The sequence below is a fragment of the Streptomyces sp. PU-14G genome (genome assembly GCF_041028275.1).
GTDB lineage: Bacteria > Actinomycetota > Actinomycetes > Streptomycetales > Streptomycetaceae > Streptomyces.
This window is the reverse complement of the sequence record NZ_JASKYT010000127.1, coordinates 1-18730: the sequence shown is the minus strand read 5'-3', so window position 1 is coordinate 18730 and position 18730 is coordinate 1. Positions and strand designations below refer to the sequence as shown.

The following is an 18730-nucleotide window of genomic DNA, read 5'->3' as shown; positions in this document are numbered from 1 at the left end:
TCCGAGCGGGGTGGGGGCGGCCTGGGGGGACTGGCCGCCGGTTTCGGGGAGGCGTCGGCCGTTCCGTACGGCACGCCGCAGGCGCCGCGGGTGGCGGTGCGCGGGGAGGCGAGTGTGGAGTTCGATCCGGAGTACGCGCGGATCGACGTGACGGTGTCCGCGCGCGGGACCGACCGGCGGACGGCGCTGGAGGATCTGACGCGGCGCAACGCGCGGGCGCTGGAGCTGGTGCGGGGGTACGGCGACGCGGTGGAGAAGCTGTCGACGGGCACGTTCAGTGTGCAGCCGCAGTTGAGCGACAAGAGCCGCAGGGAGCGGGTGCACGCCTATCAGGGGCGGGTGCGGCTGAATGCGACGGTCACGGATTTCACGGTGCTGGGTGAGCTGACGTCGCGGCTGGGTGATCTGGAGCTGACGCAGGTGGAGGGCCCGTGGTGGGGGTTGTGGCGGGACTCGCCCGCGCATCGTGAGGCGCGGCAGCAGGCGGTGCGGGAGGCGGTGACGCGGGCGCGGGAGTACGCGGAGGCGGTGGGCGCTGGCCTGGTGGCGCTGGTGGAGCTGGCGGATCTGGGTGCGGAGAGCGCGGCGCCGCAGATGCCGGCCGCGCCGGGCGCATTTCGCGGGTACGGGGGGCCTGCAGGTCCGCCGCCCGAGCTGGATCTGGAGCCGCAGCGGCAGACGGTGCGGGCGCAGGTGAACGCGCGTTTCGTGATGAGCGTGCCGCGTCTCGGCTGACGAGACGGGAAGCGTTTCGGGCGCTCATCAGAGCGAGCGCGCGCGCAATTTATTAGTTGTCTACGAGGATCAATGTCCTTTCGGTAAAGGCCGGTTGGACAATTGCCGGGCGACGGTTCTGTACGCGCCGGTAACTCGTAGGGTCGAACTATGCGCCGAGCAAAGATCGTCAGCACCTTGGGACCGTCGACCGACTCGTACGAGCAGATCAAGACGCTCGTGGAGGCGGGAATGGACGTCGCCCGGTTCAACATGAGCCACGGCACGCACGCCGAGCACGAGGAGCGCTACCACCGGGTGCGCGCGGCCTCGGAGGAGACGCAGCGGAATGTGGGGGTGCTGGCGGACCTTCAAGGTCCGAAGATCCGGCTGGGCCGTTTCCGGGAGGGGCCTGTACTCCTTGAACGAGGCGACGAGTTCGCCATCACCGTCGAGGAGGTCGAGGGCGACCGCTCGGTCTGCGGCACCACCTACGAGGGGCTGGCCGCCGACGTGACCGCCGGGGAGCGCATCCTGGTGGACGACGGCCGCGTCACCCTGGAGGTCACCCGCGTGGAGGGCACGGTCGTGCACACGCTGGTCGTCGAGGGCGGCATGGTCTCCGACCACAAGGGGCTCAACCTGCCGGGCGTCGCCGTCTCGGTGCCCGCGCTCTCCGACAAGGACGTGGAGGACCTGCGCTGGGCGCTGCGGACGGGCGCCGACATGATCGCGCTCTCGTTCGTGCGCAGCGGGCACGACATCAAGGACGTGCACCGCGTCATGGCCGAGGAGGGCCGGTGGCTGCCCGTCCTCGCCAAGGTGGAGAAGCCGCAGGCGGTGGCGAACCTGGCCTCGATCGTCGACGCCTTCGACGGCATCATGGTCGCGCGCGGCGACCTGGGCGTGGAGATGCCGCTGGAGCAGGTGCCGCTGGTGCAGAAGCGGGCGGTGAAGCTGTGCAGGCGGAACGCCAAGCCGGTCATCGTGGCCACCCAGATGCTGGACTCGATGATCGACGCCTCCCGTCCGACGCGTGCCGAGGCCTCCGACGTGGCCAACGCGGTGATGGACGGCACCGACGCCGTGATGCTGTCCGGCGAGACGAGCGTGGGCAAGTATCCGACGGAGACGGTGCGCACGATGGGCCGCATCGTCGAGGCGGCGGAGGAGGAGATGCTCGCCAAGGGCCTGCCGCCGCTGACCGAGAGCAGCAAGCCGCGCACCCAGGGCGGCGCGGTGGCCCGTGCCGCCGCCGAGATGGGCGACTTCCTCGGCGCGAAGTTCCTGGTGGCCTTCACCCAGTCCGGCGACACGGTGCGCCGGCTGTCCCGCTACCGCTCCCCCATCCCCGTGCTGGCGTTCACGCCCGACCAGGCGACCCGCTCCCAGCTCAACCTGACCTGGGGTGTGGAGACCTTCCTCGGCCCGACGGTGCAGACCACGGACGAGATGGTGGACCAGGTCGACGAGATGCTGCTGAAGCTGGGCCGGTGCGACCGCGGCGACCTGGTCATCATCACCGCGGGTTCCCCGCCCGGTGTGCCGGGCTCGACCAATCTGGTGCGGGTGCACCGCCTGGGCGAGGAGGACTGCTGAGGGCGGGCCCCGTGCGGCGCGGCGAGCAGGACCGCTGAGCGGTCCCGCCGCCGCGCCGGTCCCCGCGCCCCGTCCGGCGTAGGGTCTGGCGCATGGAACCGAACGAGCCGCTGTTCAAGCACAATCCCCGGAGGGGCTTCAACCAGAACCGCCACGTCCTCAACTGGAAGAACCCGACGGGGCGGTTCCTGATCGTCTTGTTCTGGGTCGGGGCCGTCGTCATCGGGCTGCTGGCGCTCACGCACGCCGGGCCGTTCGCTCCGCCGCCCGAGTCGAGCCCCTGACGGGTCGGCGCGGACTCAGTCCGCCCCTGCGGCGCTCCCGCTCCCGCCGGGCGGGACGCCGTCGGCGATCTGTTCGTGGTGGCGGATGACCTCCGCGATGATGAAGTTGAGCAGCTTCTCCGCGAAGGCGGGGTCGAGTTTGGCGTCCTTGGCCAGGCCGCGCAGCCGCTCGATCTGGCGGGACTCGCGGGCCGGGTCGGCCGGGGGCAGGTTGTGGTCGGCCTTGAGCCTGCCGACGCGCTGCGTGCACTTGAATCGCTCCGCGAGCATGTGCACGACGGCCGCGTCGATGTTGTCGATGCTGTCCCGCAACGCGCCCAGCTCCGCCCGCACGGACGCCTCGGCCTGCTCGATCTCGCTGCTGCTCATCGCCCGAGCTTAACCGGCGCCGCCCTCGCGCGGCGCGCCCCGGGCCTCTCGTCCCAGGTGGTGGACAGGCCGGTGCGGGCAGGCCGGTACGGACAGGCCGGTGCGACAGGTCGGTGCGGGCAGGCCCGGTGCGACAGGTCGGTGCGACAGACCGATGCGGGCAGGCCGGTACGGACAGGCCTGCGTGACCCACCGATGCGGACGGCCCCGGGGTGGGCGGCCGGTGTGACCCACGGAACAGACAGGTTCGGACAGGTAGGTCTACGGTGCGGACATGTCCGAACAGGCACGCAAGCACCACCGGGTGGCCCGCATCCTGAGCCGTGAGATCAGGGGCGGCACCCTGCCGGACGGAAGCCGGCTGCCGGGCGAGCACGCGCTGACCGAACGGTTCTCCGTGAGCCGCTCGACCGTACGGGCCGCCCTGCGTTCCCTCGCCGACGAGGGCCTGGTGCGCACCCACCCCGGCATCGGCTCCTTCGTCAGCTTCGACGGCGCCCCGCTGGACAACCGGCACGGCTGGAAACAGGCGCTGACCGAGCAGGGCGGCGTCACCCCTTCGACGACGGTGCTGCGCCTGGAGGCCGTACGCGACCGCGCCCTCGGCGCGGAACTCGGCCTGGAGAGCGACTGGTTCCTCGCCGTCGACCGGATGCGTTCCCTCGCGGACGGCGCGCGGGTCTCCCTCGAACGCAGCCGGGTGCCGCTCTCCCCCGGGCTGGAGGAGGTGCCGCGCACCGGCCTCGTCGACGGGTCGCTGACCGCGACCCTGGCGACCGTCGGTCTCGTGGTGGCCTCAGGGGAACAGCGGGCCACCGCCGTGCCACTGGACGCGGCCGACGCGGCCCAACTGCTGCGGCCGGAAGGCACCTCGTTCCTGCGGGTCACCCGTATCGGGCGCTCCCCCGCGGGGACCGTCCTCGAACACGTGGTCAGTCTGCTCGACCCCGCCCGGTTCGAACTGCGCACCAGCTTCGGCGAACCCCACTGACTCCAGAGCCCACACGACGGACACGGCCTCACCCGGTAGGGCACGACAGACACACGCACGACCCACCCAGCACGATCGAGAAGGACAGCGGCTCCCTCATGCACCACCCCCCACCCTCACCGCACCACCCCGCCACCGACCGCGCGCTGGGCGCCCTCTGGGGGCTCGCCCTCGGGGACGCGCTCGGCATGCCCACCCAGATCATGTCCCGCGACGCGATCGCGGCCCGCTTCGGCGAGGTCACCGGCTTCGAGGCGGGTCCGCCCGACAACCCGGTGGCGGCGGGGCTGCCCGCCGGGAGCATTACCGACGACACCGACCAGGCCCTCCTCGTGGGCCGGCTCCTGGCCGACGGCGGTGGGCATATCGACCCCGAGGAGTTCGCCCGCGCCCTGCTGGCGTGGGAGGCGCAGATGAAGGCGAAGGGGTCCTTGGACCTGCTCGGGCCCTCGACGAAGGCGGCGCTGGACGCGGTCACGCGCGGGGTGCCCGTCGCCGAGGCCGGCAAGTCCGGTACGACCAACGGTGCCGCCATGCGCGTCACCCCCGTCGGCGTGGCCTTCCCCCTGCGACCGCTGGAGACGTTCCTCGACCGGGTCGCGGAGTCCTGCCAGGTCACCCACGACACCACGCTCGGGATCGCCGCCGCTGCGGCCGTCGCCGCTGCGGTGAGCAGCGCGGTGGACGGCGCGACGCTCGACGAGGCCATGGACGCGGCCGAGACCGCCGCCGCGGCCGGTGCCCGGCGCGGCCACTGGGTGGCGGGTGCCGACATCGCGGCCCGCATCCGCTGGGCGCGGCGCACGGTGGCGGGGCTGCCCGAGGACGAGGCCGCCCGGGTGATCGGTTCGCTGATCGGTACCAGCGTCGCCAGTCAGGAGTCGGTGCCCGCGGCGTTCGCGGTGCTGACCGTGGCCGGTGACGATCCGTGGCGGGCCTGCGTGCTGGCCGCCAACCTGGGCGGCGACTGCGACACCATCGGCGCCCTGGCCGGTGCCGTCTCCGGCGCGGTGGCCGGGCTGAGCGGGCTGCCCTCCCGCGCGGTGGGGACGCTGCGCGGCGTCAACGGGCTGGAGATGGAGCCGCTCGCGGCCCGCCTGCTGGAGCTGCGCGGCACGCCCCCGCCCGAAGGCGCCGGCTGAGGCGCCGCGCGCCGCAGCTCGGACCCCGCCGCACGCGTCATCGCCGGCCTTCGGGCCGGCCGCGACGGTCGGCTGTGGGACCGGGCGCGGCGGCGGCGCCCCCGCGGGCGCGTCCCCACAGGCGCGTCCCCACCGACACGTCCCTGCGGACGCATCCCCACAGACACGTCCCTGCGGGCGCGTCCCCACCGACACGTCCCCGCGGGCCGCATGTGGCGGCCTCGCCCGAGCCGGCCGTACGCGTCGGCCCACCCTCCCCGGAGGGCGCCTCTCGCCAGAGGGGCCCTCCCCCCGTCCGCGGGGAGCACCGCTCCCCGCCTCTCGCCTCACAAGGAGGTGGCCATGGCTGACTCGAAGAGGAGTGAGCTGGTCGGCGCCGTGGAGACCCGCGGCATCGAGCCGGTGCCGGACACGGAACGGCACGGCCATGCGGGCCAGATGTTCTGGACCTGGTTCGCCGCGAACATCTCGCTGCTGGGACTGCCGCTCGGCGCGACGCTGGTCGCGTTCCGCGGGCTGAACATCTGGCAGGCGATCCTCGTCGCCGTGATCGGTGCGTTCGGCTCGTTCGCGCTGGTGGGCGCCCTGAGCATCGCGGGGAAACGGGGCGGTGCTCCCGCGCTGACGCTCTCCCGCGCGGTCTTCGGGCGCCGCGGCAACACCGGTCCCACGCTGGTGACCTGGATCAGCCGGGTGGGCTGGGAGACGGTCAACACCACCACCGCCGCCTACGCGCTGCTGTCCCTGCTGGCGATCGTCTTCGGCGCCCCGCACAACACGGTGCTCACGGTGGTGTGCCTGCTGGTCTTCATCGCCTGCACGCTGCTCATCAGCGGGCTGGGACACGCCACCATCATGTGGATCAACAAGTGGGCCACGTACGTGTTCGGGCTGTTGAACCTGCTGGTCATGGCGTTCCTGGTGGCGACCGTCGACTGGGCGAAGGTGGTGCACGCGCCCGCAGCGCCGCTGAGCGCGGTGATCGCGGGCGTCGGGACGATCGCCGCGGGCACCGGCATCGGCTGGGCCAACGCGGGCGCCGACTACGCCCGTTACCTGCCACGTGCCATCCCGGGCGGGCGGCTCGTGCTGGCCTCCGCGTGGGGCGCGGGCATCCCCCTGGTGCTGCTGATCTCGCTGGGGTCGCTGCTGTCGGCCGGTGACACCTCGCTGGCCGCCGCCTCCGACCCGGTGGCCGCCATCGACGCGATGCTGCCGTCGTGGATGTCGGTGCCCTATCTGATCGCCGCGTTCGGCGGACTGCTGCTCTCCAACCACCTGTCGGTGTACTCGGCGGGGCTCACCCTGGTCACGCTCGGGGTCCGCGCCAAGCGCACGGTCGCCGTCGGCCTGGACATCGTGCTCACCTTCGCGGGCGGCATCTACTTCATGCTGGTCGCGGGGGACTTCTACGGGCCCTTCACCACCTTCCTGACGCTGCTGGCGGTGCCCATCACCGCGTGGGTGGGCGTCTTCGCCGTCGACATGCTGCGCCGCCGCTCCTACGACGGGGACGCGCTGATGAAGCCGGGGCGCTCGGGGCGCTACTGGTACGACGGCGGCTTCGCCTGGTCGGCCTGTACGGCGTGGGCGGTGGCGATCGTGGTGGGGCTGCTGCTGACCGAGGCCAAGACCAGCGACACCGACGTGTGGTTCTCCGGTCCGCTCTCGCACAGCTGGCTGGGCACCAACGGGCTCGGCTGGGTGGTGACCTTCGTGGTGGCGGCCGTGGTCTACAGCCTGTTGCACCCGCTGGACCGTGCGGTGCGCGCCGAGGCCGCAAGGAGCGCGCGGGAGTCGGGAACGGCGCGGGTTCCCGAACAGCGCACTGAGCCCGCCGAAGCCACCGAGCAAGGAGCGACCCGATGACCGCACGGCTGATCCTCGCCGGCAGCGTGCTCGTCGACATGGTGCTGCGCGTGCCGCACCTGCCCGAGCGGGGCGGTGACGTGCTCGCCACGCACGCCGCGCAGACCGCGGGCGGCGGCTTCAACGTGCTGGCCGCGGCCCGCCGCATGGGGCTGCCCGCCGTGTACGGGGGCGGCCACGGCACCGGTCCGCTCGGTGACCTGGTGCGCGCGGCTCTCGCCTCGGAGGGCGTCACCGCGCTGCTGCCCGCCCGCACCGACCGGGACACCGGCTACTGCGTCGCCCTGGTGGACTCCGAGGGCGAGCGCACGTTCGTGACGGCGACGGGTGCCGAGGGAGAGCTGAGCCAGGACCAGATCCGGGCGGTGGCCGAGGCGCCGCGCCCCGGCGACCTCGTCCAGCTGTCCGGCTACGGGCTGGTCCAGCCGGGTGCGGCCGAGCGGCTGGCCGCGTTCGCCGCCGCGCTGCCCGACGGCGTCACCCTGTGCCTGGACCCCGGCCCTCTCGTCGCCGACATCGACCCGGCGCGGCTGGCGCGGGTCCTGGCCCGGGCGGACTGGCTCAGCTGCAATCGCAGGGAGGCGCGGCTGCTGACCGGCCTCGCGGACGACGCGGCGTCCGCCGAGGAACTGGCGGGAAGGCTGCGCCCCGGTGCGGGCGTGCTGGTGCGCGGTGACGCGGACGGCTGCCGGATGGTGGCAGGCGACGGCGGCGCCGTCCACGTACCGGGCCGACCCGTGGCGGCCGTGGACAGCAACGGGGCGGGCGACGCCCACGTCGGCGCGTTCCTCGCCCTGCTCGGGCGGGGCGCCGCGCCGCTGGACGCGGCCCGCGGCGCGAACGTGGCGGCGTCCGTGGCCGTCACCCGTACCGGCCCGGCCACCGGGCCCACCGCCGCCGAGGTCGCCGCCCTGCTGGACGCGGACGACCCGCTGGCCCCCTTGCTGGCGGACCGGCCCTGAGGCCAGGCACCGGCAGCAGGCGAGCACCGGCAGCAGGCGAGCACCGGAGGGCGAGCGCCCGCGGCGGGGCGGGCGCGGCCGGTCAGGAGCCGATGCGCGGGAGCATCGGCGGGTGGTCGGGGTCGGGGACGTGGGAGGCGTAGCCGCCGGGGACGGTGCGGGACTGGGTGGCGCGGAAGTGGACGGGGGGCGCGCCGACGCGGCGGGTGAACAGGCGGGAGAAGTAGGCGGGGTCGTCGTAGCCGACGCGGCGGGCGACCGTGGAGACGGGCAGGTCGGTGCCGGCCAGCAGCTCCTTGGCGCGGCCCAGGCGGATGCCCAGCAGGTAGTCCTTGGGGCTGCATCCGGCGCTGCGGCGCACGGCGGTGCGCAGTTCGGCGGCGGTCATGCCGTGGCGGGCGGCGTGTTCGGCGACCGACAGGGGCAGGAAGGCGTCGCGGGCCAGGGCCTGGAGGACGGGTGCGCCGTCGGCGGTGGTGTCGGCGCGGGCGCGGCGCAGCGCGACGAGGAGTTCGTGGACGGCCGCGGCGGCCTCGATCTCCAGCAGCGGATTGCCGGGGCGGGCGGCACGGGCGACGCGGGCGATGGCGGCGCGGGCGGGTCCGGCGTCGGTGAGGGGCACGAGGGGGCGGCCGGGTTCGATGCAGCCGAGTTCGGTGTAGGCGGTCAGGGCGGACCCTGTGAAGTCGACGAAGCTCTCGTCCCAGCCTTCTTCGGGGTCGGCGCCGAAGTGGTGCGGCACCCCGGGGGTGATCCACAGCAGGGCGGGGGCCACCACCTCCTGGCGGCGGCCCCCGGCCTCCTTGCGGCCCTCGGCGGTGCCGGGGACCTCGCACCAGCCGCGTCCCGCGCTGATGACGATGGCGACGTGGTGGTCCAGGACGCGGGGGCCGACGGGGGGCAGCGCGCCGTGCTGCATCCCGACGCCGAGGCAGACCAGGCCGAGGCGGTGGTGAACGGGCCCGGGGGTGAAGTACCGCATCCAGGACTGGTACCGGTGCTCGGTCACCGCACGCGCTCCCCTCACTCGCTCAGGGAGCAGCGTACGGTGATCGCCCCTGGCCGGTCACCGGTCGTGAGGGGAGACGGGGTCGGTCAGTCGGTCACCTCGCTGACGGTGAAGGCGTCCAGGGCGAACTCGGCCTTTCCGTCGTCGCCCACCTTGCGCAGACCGACCCAGGCCTGCCCCTCCTTGGGCGCGGTGAACTCGTAGGTGTGGGTGGCGGGACGGGTGGCGACCGGCAGCGGCTCGCGCTGGAGTTCCTTCGCGCCGGGGGTGTCCACGCCGGTGATCCACGCGTACTGCCCCTCCTTCTCGTTCTCGTAGCGGAAGGAGACGCGGTAGGTCTTGCCCGCCTCGAAGCGGACGGTGTGCGGGACGGTGCGGTAGACGAGCCCGGTGTTCTCGCCGCGGGACTTGAGGGACTCGCTCCCGTCGATCACGTCGTCGATGGCCTTGCCGTTCCAGCCGCGCTGCGTGTAGGGGGCGTGCCGCTGGGCGAGGTGGGTGCGCGGGTCGGTGGAGCCTCCCGCGTCGCCCTTGACGAACGGCCCCCAGCCCTGCGGCACGTGCTCGAAGTCCTCGTGCACCAGGGTCGCGTGCCGCTTGGAGGTGCCTTTCCGCGCCTGCGGCGGAGGGGTGCCGGGGACGACGCGTACGTGGTCGAAGCGGACCGGCACCTCGCCCTCCCCCGCCGTCAGGGCGAGGGTGGCGGGGCCGCCGCCTTCGGGCACCGTGAACCAGGTGGTCATCCGCTGGAAGCGGGTGCCCTGTTTGAGGTCGGCGGCGACCTGGTTGGCGGCGGTGGAGGTGTCCGTCCAGTTCTCCGCGGTGACGCCGTCCGCGGTGCGGACGGTGAGCGCGGCGCGGCGCCGCTCCCCCGCCTCGTCGCCGACCTGCACCTGCACTGAGGCGGCGTAGGTGCCGGGCTCCAGGCGCCGCAGCCGCTGGCTGACGGAGGCCTCGCCGCCGGGGGCGAGGACGAGTTCGGGGTCGCCGCGCTCACTGACCTCGACCTTGGCCTTCCCCTTGACCGCCCAGGCCGCCAGGCCGCCGGAGTGGAAGCCGGGGTCGGTCAGCGGGGTGCCCTCGCCCCAGTGGGGCTTCGGCTGGGCGGGGGCGGGCCTGCGGTGGACGACGTAGGGCACGTTGGCCTCGGCGTCCAGGGTGACCCGGCCGCCCGAGACGGTGGCTTCGACGGGTTCGCCCCGCCCGCGCCAGGTCAGCGGGTACACGTGGACGGTGCGGGTGTGCTTCCAGCCCGAGGGCAGCCGCCAGGTGGTACGGCCGCCGCCGGGGTTGTAGTGGTAGAGCTTCCCAGGGTTGGCGGCCTTGCGCGGCTCCCACGGCAGCAGGTAGACACCGTCGTCGTAGACGTGCCGTCCTTCGGTGGTGATGCGGCGCTTGCCGCCGGTGTCGGTGACGGTGGTGGCCTCCTCGCCCTCGAAGGTGATCTCGTGCTCGGACCAGGAGCGGATCGGCCTGGCCTGGAGGTACTTGGCGGGGAGGCTGTGGGTCCAGATCAGCTCGTAGAAGGCGTGCCAGTCGGTCTTGCCGCGCCAGCCCTCGTAGTTGCCCATGCGGGCCGCGCCCAGCAGGGTGGGCCACTTGTCGGCGAACACGTCCTTTTGGTGGTTGCGGAGGAAGCGGATGAGGCGGGAGTTGATGCCGCGGGAGGTGTCGGCGCCGTAGTCGGTCTCGGTCGCCCAGTGCGACCACAGGGCTGAGCGCTCGAAGCCGTGGCCCCATTCGGTCGTCACGTTCCAGCCCTGGTCGCGGAAGGCGCGCTGGAGCCGGTCGGAGGTCCACCCCGATTCGCGGAAGACGTCGATGTAGAGGGAGGTCAGCCCCTTGTCGGTGTCCTCGCGCAGGTTCTTGAAGCGGGCGATGACGTCTCCGGAGACCAGGTCGCGGCGCTGGTCGATGCGGTAGGACTGGTCGAGCCAGTCCCACTGCTCGTTGTTCTTGTCGACGAGCTTCTCGGAGAAGGCGTGCGCGACCGGGTAGGACTCGGTGACGTTGACGTGCACCGCGAAGTCGGTGTTCCACTTCCTGCCCTTGCGCAGCAGGGTGTTGAGGTCGGCCAGGCCGCCCGCGCGGTCGTTGTAGTTGCCCGCGTAGTCCGGGTGCGCGGAGTCGTGGCCCTCTGACTGGTAGCCCTTGAGGAGGGTGAACTGGCGCAGCCCGTCGGTGGCCAGGTGGATGCGCTTGACCTGGTCGAGCGTGCTCAGGAACGGGTTGGTGGCCTGGCTGGCGAAGTTGAAGGGGATGTGCGGGACCACGCGCAGGTGCTGTTCGTCGGCGCCGCGCGGGTCGGTCATGATGTCGCGCATCGCGATGGCCGCGTCCTGCCAGTCGGTGACGCCGTCGCCGTTGCGGTCGCCGGTGACGACGACGGTGACGTGGGGCAGCGGCTCGGTCTGGTCCGCTGCGGCGGTGGCGGCGCGGTGCGTCCACTGGCCGCAGGTCAGGCGCGCGCTGCGGGCGTCGCCCACCGCGACGGTCTGCCGCCACAGGCGCCCGTTGTCCCAGTCGGCGCCCTCGGTCTCGGACGGCTTGTCGTAGCTGGTGTTCGTCTCGATCGCCGCGGCCAGCTCGCCCGTCGCCACGACGGCGTAGGCGCAGCCGACCGGCTTGTCGTCGGTGGCGGTCTCGGCGCTCAGCTCGATGAGGGTGTCGCCGCTCTTGGCCTTGTCCAGCTCGACCCGGGCCGCGTACAGGACGGGGTCAGGGCGCTGGTCGGAGCGCACCGACAGGAAAGCGAGGTCCGGGAGTTCGAGGGTGCCCACCCGGCCGCCTGAGGTCTCCCGCACGCGGGTGACGCGCCAGTGGACGCGGCGGTCCTCGGCCTCGATGCGGACGGTGAGTTCGGTGCCGGTCTCCAGGGTGAGGGTGTAGGTGATCAGGTCGCCGCCGGGTTGGCTGGTCACCTCGGGGGTGTGTTCCTCGCCGTCGACCAGGAGCGTCGCGACGGCCTCCGCCTGGGCGTGCAGGGTGGTGCCCGTCTTGCGGTCGGTGTAGTCGACGATGCGGGGAAAGGCCGTATCGACGCGCACGTCGAGGTCGGGCGTGCGCAGGGTGTGCGTCGCGGGGGTCTTCCGCGCGTCCGCGCGGGCCGGGACGGCCGCGGTGGTGCCCAGCGCCGTGCCGACCCCCGCCACGGCGCCGGCCGCCACCACCGATCTGCGGGTGACGCCCGCGCTCGCTTCGCCGCTCGTCATGGTTGTGCTCCTCCACTCGGGTCCGCCGCCGGTCTTCGCCGACCCACCTTTGGCGACCTCGTGCGGGCTTGCCCATGGACAAGCGTGCGGTGGTTGTTGGACTTGCTGCGCGAGCCTGCCGCGCCGCCCCGGTCCTGGGCGGGTGGCGGCGCATGCCGGGCGGCTGGAGGTGCCCCGCGGCGCGTGCGGGTGCATGCTGCTGGGAGACGCTGAGGAACCTGGTCCCCGGCGTGCGACTGTCCGCGCTCGGCCGAGCACTAAGGAGTGACGTGGAGCCTCCCGCCCAGGAGTCCCCGGACGACAGTCCCGGCTTCGACGGCGTCGCAGCCGCCCTGGTGGGCGAGGACGGCCGCGTCACCTGGTGGTCGCGGGCCGCGGGGCGGCTGCTGGGCTGGAGCGGCGAGGAGGCCCTCGGCACACCGGCGCGTGACCTGGTCGCCGCCGACGCGCCCACCCTGGTCGGGCCGCACGCCGCGCCCGGCTCCCGGGAAGCGGAGCGCGTCCACCGGCTGCGGCTGCGCCACCGGGACGGGCACCTGGTCCCGGCCACCGTGCGGCTGCTGGCGGCCGACGGGGCGCCGGGGACGCTGGCGGTGGCCGTGCCCGAGGACGTGGGCCCGGGGCCCGCGACCGGGCCGACGCTGGTCCGCGCCCTGCTGGAACAGGACCGGGTGCCCGTGGCCCAGTTCGACATGGGGCTGCGGGTGGTCCGCACCAATGCCGCGTTCGAGGAGCTGCGGCCGGAGGGAGCGGACGACGACTGGCTGACCAGGCTGCCCAGCGTCGAGGGGGACGGCGTCGCGCGGGAGGCGTTGGCGCAGGTCGCGGAGAGCGGGACGGTCGTCGCCGCCTCGGAGTACGGGCTGGGTCCTCCCGGCTCGGAGGTGGGCCTCTTCCTCACCTGCCTGCGGGTCGACGGGCCGCTCGGCGAGCCGCTCGGTGTCGTCGTCACGGCGCGGGAGGTCACCCCGCGGCAGCGCGCCCGCCGCCGCCTCGGCAAGGCCTACGAGCGCGCCTTCCACCTCGGCTCCTCCCTGGACGTGGTGCACAGCGCCCGCGACCTGGCCCAGGTGCTGGTCCCCGACCTCGGCGACCTGGCCAGCGTCGACTTCCCCGACGACGTGCTGCAGGGCCGCGATCCCCCGCTCGGCTACCCGGGGCAGGAGGCCTCGGCGCCGCGGAGGGTGGCGGTGAAGGCCGCGGACGGGCAGTGGCCCGCCGCGCTGGTGCAGGTCGGCGAGGCGGTGCCGACCACCCCCGAGGGCCCTCAGACCGCCGGGAAGATCGTCGGGGAGGTGCTCGCCGCGGGCCCCGGGACGGCGCGGCAGATCCTGGGGCACGACCCGGAACTGATCGCGCGGCTGGTGCCCGAGGGGATGCGGGACTCGCTGGGCTGCCCGCTGTACCACGGCGGCCGTTTCTTCGGGTACGTGCAGGTGTACCGCACCCGGGACCCCAAGCCCTTCGAGTACGACGACGTGCGGTTCCTCCAGGACATGTGCCACCGGACGGCCGGGGCGCTGGACAACGCCTTCCGCTACGCCCGCGAGCACCGCACCGCGCTGGTGCTGCAACGCAGCCTCCTGCCGCCCGCGGCCACCGAGAGTTCGGCGGCGGAGACGGCCGGCTCCTACCTGCCGGCCAGCGGCAGCGCCAGCGTGGGCGGCGACTGGTTCGACGCCTTCCCCCTGTCCTCGCTGCGGACCGCGCTCGTCGTCGGTGACGTCATCGGCCACGGGCTGCAGGCGACCGCGACCATGGCGCGGGCCCGCACCGCCGTGCAGACCCTCGCCGATCTCGACCTGCCGCCCGAGGAGCTGCTGACCTGCCTGGACGACCTCGTGCAGCGGATGAAGGCCGAGGCCGACCACCCCGACAGCGTCGGCGCCTCGTGCCTGTTCGCCGTCTACGACCCGGTCAGCCAGGAGTGCAGGTTGGCCAGCGCGGGGCACCCGCCGCCCGCCGTGGTCCTGCCCGACGGCACGGTCAGCTTCCTGGACCTGACGCCGGGGCCGCTGCTGGGCGTCGGCGACAACCCGTTCGAGGTGACCAGTGTGCGGCTGCCGCCGGGCTGCGTGCTCGTCCTCTACACCGACGGGCTGGTCGGCCACGATCCGGAAGCCGGCATGGCCAGGCTGCTGGAGGACCTGGAGAAGCTGTGCCGCCCGGCCCCCGGGCTGCGCGCCGAGGACGCCCACAAGCCGCTCGACCAGGTCAGCGCCGAGTTGATCCGCCGCCACCCGAGCGCCGAACATCCCGACGACGACGTGACCGTGCTGCTCGCCCGCACCAGGGCCGTGCCCGCGAGCGACACCGCCTCGTGGGAGTATCCCGCCGATCCGGCCGCCGTCCAGGCCGCCCGCGAGGACGTGAGCGCCCAGTTGGAGACGTGGGGGCTGGTGGAGGAGTCGTTCACCACCGAGCTCATCGTCAGCGAGCTGGTCACCAACGCCATTCGCTACGCGGGCGGGCCGATCAGCCTGCGCCTGATCCGCGACCACGTCCTGGTGTGCGAGGTCTCCGACCCCAGCAACACCCAGCCGCGGCTGCGCCGTGCCCTGACCACCGACGAGGGCGGCCGGGGCCTCTTCCTGGTCGCCCAGCTCGCCCACCGCTGGGGCAGCCGCTACGGCGACCGCGGCAAGACGATCTGGACCGAACAGGAGCTTCAGCGCGGCCCGGCCGCGGGCACGCCGCTCGCGTTATCGTGACCACGGGCCGCGCGCTGGGGGTGTGCAATGGGTGGTTCGGTGGCCGACCGCGTCGAACGCGGCTTTCCGCACCTGGAGACGGTGCGCGCGGCGCTCACGGCGCTCTACCGGCGGCTGTCCGCCGACGGCGTGCGCGGCTTCGACCTCAGCGTCGCGCCCGGCGATGTCGCCTTCTCGGACACCGACGACCTGTATCCGGGGGTGCAGCGTGTCGCCGGAGTGATGGTGCGGCACCTGCGGCTGCCCGAGGCGCGGGTCATCGTCTCCTTCCGCGAGATGACGCACGCCGCGAACGTCGAACTGAGCGCGGGGCCCGAGTACTTCGTCGAGCTCAACGCCCGCTTCAAGCGGCACCGCGGCGACATCGGCGCGGCCCTCGCGCACGAGGTCACCCACGTGTGGCTGCACCGCCTCGGCCTCGCCTTCCCAGGAACCCGCGACAACGAGATCCTCACCGACACCGCCGCCGCCTACCTCGGCGCGGGGTGGCTGCTGCTGGACGCCTTCCGGCAGGACTCCCTCACCTCGCAGAAGCTCGGCTACCTCACCCCCGAGGAGTTCGGCTACGTCCTCGCCAAGCGGGCACGGCGCTGCGGTGAGGACCCCGCCGTCTGGTTCACCAGCCCGCAGGCCTACGAGGCGTACGTGCGCGGGCGCGAACTGGCCGCACGTGACGAGGCGGTACCGCCGCTGGCGGCGGCGCCGTGGTGGGAGCGGCGGCGGTACGTGCGCGAGCGGCGGCGCGGGGAGGCGGGGGGCGGCGCCGGGTACGCCTTCGAGGCCGGCGGCTCCGGTTTGCGGGTGTCGTTCCCCTGCCCCACCTGCCGGGTGCGGTTGCGGGTGCCCGTGCGGGGGCGGGTACGGGCGCGGTGCGGCTTGTGCGGCGCGGTGTGGGCGTGCGACACGTGAGGTGGCCAGGGCGTGGCCGTCGAGCCCACGGCGGGGCCCGTCATGGCGTAGGTTCGGGGTATGAGTCCTTCGCTTGCCACCACCACACGGGTCGATCTCGACGGGCTGCTGGAGTTCGTGCGGCCCCGGCACCGGGCGATCCTGCTGACGCGGCGCAAGGACGGTGCGCCGCAGGCTTCGCCGCTCACGTGCGGGGTGGACGCGGCCGGGCGGATCGTGGTCTCGACGTATCCCGAGCGCGCCAAGACCCGCAACGCGCGCCGCGCGGCCCGGGTGAGCGTCCTGGTGCTGTCGGACGAGTGGAACGGTCCTTGGGTGCAGGTCGACGGCGACGCCGAGGTGCTGGATCTGCCGGAGGCCCTGGAGCCGCTGGTCGAGTACTACCGGGTGATCGCGGGCGAACACCCGGACTGGGACGAGTACCGCGCGGCCATGCACGAGCAGGGCAAGTCGCTGATCCGGGTGACTCCCCGGCAGTGGGGGCCGATCGCCACGGGCGGCTTCCCGGCCCGGCCGGCCGACTGAGCACGGGCAGCGAGCCGCCCCGCGGCGGCCGGAGCTCCCTCGGCGGCCGGAGCTCCCGCGGCGGCCGGGGCCCTGCGGCCAGAGGAGGCCCCACAGCCGGGCGGGCCACCACAGCCGGACGGGGCCCCGCCGTCTCAGCAGCCGGACGGGGCCCCGCCGTCTTCAGCAGGCTGACGGGCCCCGCGGCCTCGTCTCACAGGATGACGTGCGGTACGAAGCGCGCGTACTCGTCCGTCACCAGCCCCGCCGACTCGCGGATGCCGAGCCCCGCGGCCTCGCCGTCGACGACCCAGGTACCGAGCACCGTGCGGTTGCCGTCGAAGTCGGGCAGCGGGCACAACGCCTGGTAGCAGCACGGCTCGTCCCGCACCGACGGCGCGGTGCCCGGCTCGTGCAGGGTGACGCCCGCGCCCTCGCGGCCCAGCAGGGGTTTGGCCGCCCAGCCGCTCGTCCCCGCCAGCTCCCGCGGGCCGTCCAGGTAGGCGGGCAGCAGGTTCGGGTGGCCGGGATAGAGCTCCCACAGGATGGCCAGGAGCGCCTTGTTGGACAGCAGCATCTTCCAGGCCGGCTCGATCCACAGGGTGGTGCCGGTGCCGCCCCCGTTGTCGAGGGTCTCCAGCACGTGGCGGCCGAACCGGTCGGAGGCCAGCCACTCCCAGGGGTAGAGCTTGAAGCAGGCCCGGACGAACTTCAGCCGCTGGTCGACGAACCGGCCGGAGAGCCGGTCCCAGCCGATCTCCTCCACCGGTATCGCCACCGTCTCCAGACCCGCCTGTTCGGCGGTCTCCTGGAGGTAGGCGACGGTCATCAGGTCCTCGCCCAGCTCGTCGCGGGCCGAGTGGGCGAAGTGGACGGGCGCGCCCGGCGGCAGCAGCGCCGCCTGCTTCTTCCAGACCTCGACGAGCCTCTCGTGCAGGGAGTTCCACTGGTCGGCGCCGGGGAAGCGCTCCTCCATCCAGAACCACTGCGGGGAGGCGGCCTCCACCAGCGAGGTCGGCGTGTCCGCGTTGTACTCCAGGAGTTTCGCGGGCTCGCCGCGCCCGTCGTAGCGCAGGTCGAACCTGCCGTAGAGGCTGGGCACCTCGTCGCGCCGCCGCCAGGCCTCGGCGACCCGGTCGACCAGCGCCGGCTGTGTGATGCCCAGGTCGGCGAACCGGTTCTCCTCCACGATGTACGCGGCTGCCCGCAGGCACATGGCGTGGAGCTCCTCCACGACCTCCTCCAGGGCCTCGACCTCGGGCAGGGTGAAGGAGTAGTAGGCGCTCTCGTCCCAGTAGGGCCGGAAGGAGCCGTCGGGGTACCGCGTCAGCGGGTAGATGCAGCCCTGTTCCTCGACGGTCTCCCGCCAGCCGGGACGAGGGGTGGTGGTGTGGCGTTCCATGCGGGCCCTCTCGTCGTGCGCCGCGCGCCCGGCTCAGCCGCCGTACCCGCCGCCGCTGCTGCTGCCGTATCCGTCGTCATCGTCGTCGCAGCCGAAGCCGGCCCGTTCGACGGCCGCGGCGTGGATGAAGGTGCCGCCCTTCGCCCGCTCGTCCTCCTCGCGACCGCCGTAGTACCAGGCCGTGCCGGTGCCCTCGGTGCCGCGGCCTTCCGCGGTGGCGGGGGCGGCGGCGGGGAAGGCCGCCTGCCGCGTGGTCGCGCCCGTCTCGCACTGGCTCGGCGGCAGGATGCGGTAGCCGCGCACGGCGTCGTAACTGTCGGGGTCCACGCAGCGCTTGTCGGGCTCCGAGGTGTATCCGGACAAGGCGACCGCGAGGGCGCCCATGCTGCCGAGCACCACGGTCGAGGAGCGCAGCTTGCGCCGCTTGCCCCGTGCGGCGCGGTTGTCCGCGGCGGGCGCCGGCGCGGTGGTGTCCGCGGCACCGCGCGTGTCCGGTATGACGCTCATGGGTCCCCCTACGTACGACGAATCGAAGCAACGCGCCCACCATAGTCCGTTCCCTGCGCCGTACTTGGCCCCCCGCCTGCTCCCGTCCCGCTCGTCCGGTACGGCCGCTACCTGCGCACTTGACCGAGTACGCGTTCGCAGCTGGTGAGGAAGTGGCGCGCGGCGCGCGTACTGACAGGGGCGCCGTCGTCGACCGCCGCGTCGCGCAGGCGGCGCAGGCCGTCGTAGACGGCGAGGGCCGACGGCGAGGCGCCGGCCAGGCCCAGCCGCTGCCGCAGCGGCGCGGGGGCCCCGCGGTCCGCATGTGGTGCGGGCAGCGTCGGCAGCGCGGCGTCCAGTCCCGCGCTCAGCGCCGCCCAGGCCGTCGCCAACGCCCCGACGGGCGAGGCGTCGACGAGCGTCCAGGAGTCGCGGAAGTCCGCCGCCGGGAACTCGCGCGCCGTGGGCAGCGGGGGCTGCGGAGCCCCGTAGCCGGTCGTGTCGGCCGCCTGTCCCGGCGCGGGTTCCGGCTGTGCCGCGCCCTCGGGGCCGGGCCCGGGAGAGGGG

Annotated in this window: 15 protein-coding genes and 1 pseudogene; 10 read left to right on the top strand and 6 right to left on the bottom strand. The window is 73.8% G+C overall.

Annotation, left to right across the window (positions count from 1 at the left end; all coding sequences use genetic code 11):
* Positions 1 to 30: 30 nt before the first annotated feature.
* From AB8Z75_RS16900 to AB8Z75_RS16890, 3 genes are all read left to right on the top strand, one after another.
* Positions 31 to 735, top strand: a complete 705-nt coding sequence (locus AB8Z75_RS16900) for an SIMPL domain-containing protein (RefSeq protein ID WP_369202779.1) — start codon at positions 31 to 33, stop codon at positions 733 to 735.
* A 150-nt stretch (positions 736 to 885) separates the two neighbouring features.
* Positions 886 to 2313 carry a pyruvate kinase gene (gene pyk, locus AB8Z75_RS16895; RefSeq protein ID WP_369202775.1) on the top strand — a complete coding sequence of 476 codons (1428 nt, stop codon included), beginning with the start codon at positions 886 to 888 and terminating at the stop codon, positions 2311 to 2313.
* A gap of 92 nt (positions 2314 to 2405) precedes the next feature.
* A complete protein-coding gene (locus AB8Z75_RS16890; RefSeq protein WP_369202773.1) occupies positions 2406 to 2597 on the top strand; it encodes a hypothetical protein in 192 nt (63 codons plus the stop codon).
* Between the two features lie 15 nt (positions 2598 to 2612).
* On the opposite strand, the gene AB8Z75_RS16885 is transcribed toward AB8Z75_RS16890, so the two are convergent.
* Positions 2613 to 2966 (bottom strand): chorismate mutase, encoded by a 354-nt coding sequence (locus tag AB8Z75_RS16885; RefSeq protein WP_369202771.1) that lies wholly within the window; start codon positions 2964 to 2966, stop codon positions 2613 to 2615.
* Positions 2967 to 3240: 274 nt separating this feature from the next.
* Here AB8Z75_RS16885 and AB8Z75_RS16880 point away from each other — a divergent pair, with 274 nt between their 5' ends.
* From AB8Z75_RS16880 to AB8Z75_RS16865, 4 genes are all read left to right on the top strand, one after another.
* Complete coding sequence (locus AB8Z75_RS16880) at positions 3241 to 3957, top strand: GntR family transcriptional regulator (RefSeq protein WP_369202770.1); 717 nt, start codon at positions 3241 to 3243, stop codon at positions 3955 to 3957.
* Positions 3958 to 4055: 98 nt separating this feature from the next.
* Positions 4056 to 5099 (top strand): ADP-ribosylglycohydrolase family protein, encoded by a 1044-nt coding sequence (locus AB8Z75_RS16875; protein ID WP_369202768.1) that lies wholly within the window; start codon positions 4056 to 4058, stop codon positions 5097 to 5099.
* 342 nt (positions 5100 to 5441) lie between these two features.
* Positions 5442 to 6968 carry a cytosine permease gene (locus AB8Z75_RS16870; RefSeq protein WP_369202766.1) on the top strand — a complete coding sequence of 509 codons (1527 nt, stop codon included), beginning with the start codon at positions 5442 to 5444 and terminating at the stop codon, positions 6966 to 6968.
* Positions 6965 to 7930 carry a PfkB family carbohydrate kinase gene (locus tag AB8Z75_RS16865; protein ID WP_369202764.1) on the top strand — a complete coding sequence of 322 codons (966 nt, stop codon included), beginning with the start codon at positions 6965 to 6967 and terminating at the stop codon, positions 7928 to 7930. The genes AB8Z75_RS16870 and AB8Z75_RS16865 overlap by 4 nt, the downstream gene beginning before the upstream one ends.
* Before the next feature lie 82 nt (positions 7931 to 8012).
* Here AB8Z75_RS16865 and AB8Z75_RS16860 read toward each other — a convergent pair whose 3' ends face one another.
* Both AB8Z75_RS16860 and AB8Z75_RS16855 read right to left on the bottom strand, forming a co-directional pair.
* Positions 8013 to 8912, bottom strand: a complete 900-nt coding sequence (locus AB8Z75_RS16860; protein ID WP_369202777.1) for an AraC family transcriptional regulator — start codon at positions 8910 to 8912, stop codon at positions 8013 to 8015.
* 113 nt (positions 8913 to 9025) lie between these two features.
* Positions 9026 to 12151, bottom strand: coding sequence for an endo-alpha-N-acetylgalactosaminidase family protein (locus tag AB8Z75_RS16855; protein ID WP_369202762.1), 3126 nt, complete (start codon positions 12149 to 12151; stop codon positions 9026 to 9028).
* Between the two features lie 269 nt (positions 12152 to 12420).
* Between AB8Z75_RS16855 and AB8Z75_RS16850 the strand changes: the two genes are divergently transcribed.
* Genes AB8Z75_RS16850 through AB8Z75_RS16840 form a run of 3 tightly spaced genes read left to right on the top strand, consistent with a single transcriptional unit; the run spans position 12421 to position 16296 of the window.
* Positions 12421 to 14862 carry a SpoIIE family protein phosphatase gene (locus AB8Z75_RS16850; protein WP_369202760.1) on the top strand — a complete coding sequence of 814 codons (2442 nt, stop codon included), beginning with the start codon at positions 12421 to 12423 and terminating at the stop codon, positions 14860 to 14862.
* A 27-nt stretch (positions 14863 to 14889) separates the two neighbouring features.
* Positions 14890 to 15771, top strand: coding sequence for a hypothetical protein (locus AB8Z75_RS16845; protein WP_369202758.1), 882 nt, complete (start codon positions 14890 to 14892; stop codon positions 15769 to 15771).
* A gap of 60 nt (positions 15772 to 15831) precedes the next feature.
* Complete coding sequence (locus AB8Z75_RS16840; protein WP_369202756.1) at positions 15832 to 16296, top strand: PPOX class F420-dependent oxidoreductase; 465 nt, start codon at positions 15832 to 15834, stop codon at positions 16294 to 16296.
* Between the two features lie 193 nt (positions 16297 to 16489).
* On the opposite strand, the gene AB8Z75_RS16835 is transcribed toward AB8Z75_RS16840, so the two are convergent.
* The 3 genes and pseudogenes from AB8Z75_RS16835 to AB8Z75_RS16825 all read right to left on the bottom strand — a co-directional run.
* Positions 16490 to 17677, bottom strand: coding sequence for a glutathionylspermidine synthase family protein (locus AB8Z75_RS16835; RefSeq protein WP_369202754.1), 1188 nt, complete (start codon positions 17675 to 17677; stop codon positions 16490 to 16492).
* 33 nt (positions 17678 to 17710) lie between these two features.
* The gene (locus tag AB8Z75_RS16830; protein ID WP_369202752.1) at positions 17711 to 18184 is read right to left on the bottom strand and encodes a hypothetical protein; all 474 of its coding nucleotides are present in this window, start codon (positions 18182 to 18184) and stop codon (positions 17711 to 17713) included.
* Between the two features lie 107 nt (positions 18185 to 18291).
* Positions 18292 to 18730, bottom strand: a pseudogene (locus tag AB8Z75_RS16825) (hypothetical protein); the annotation flags it as partial.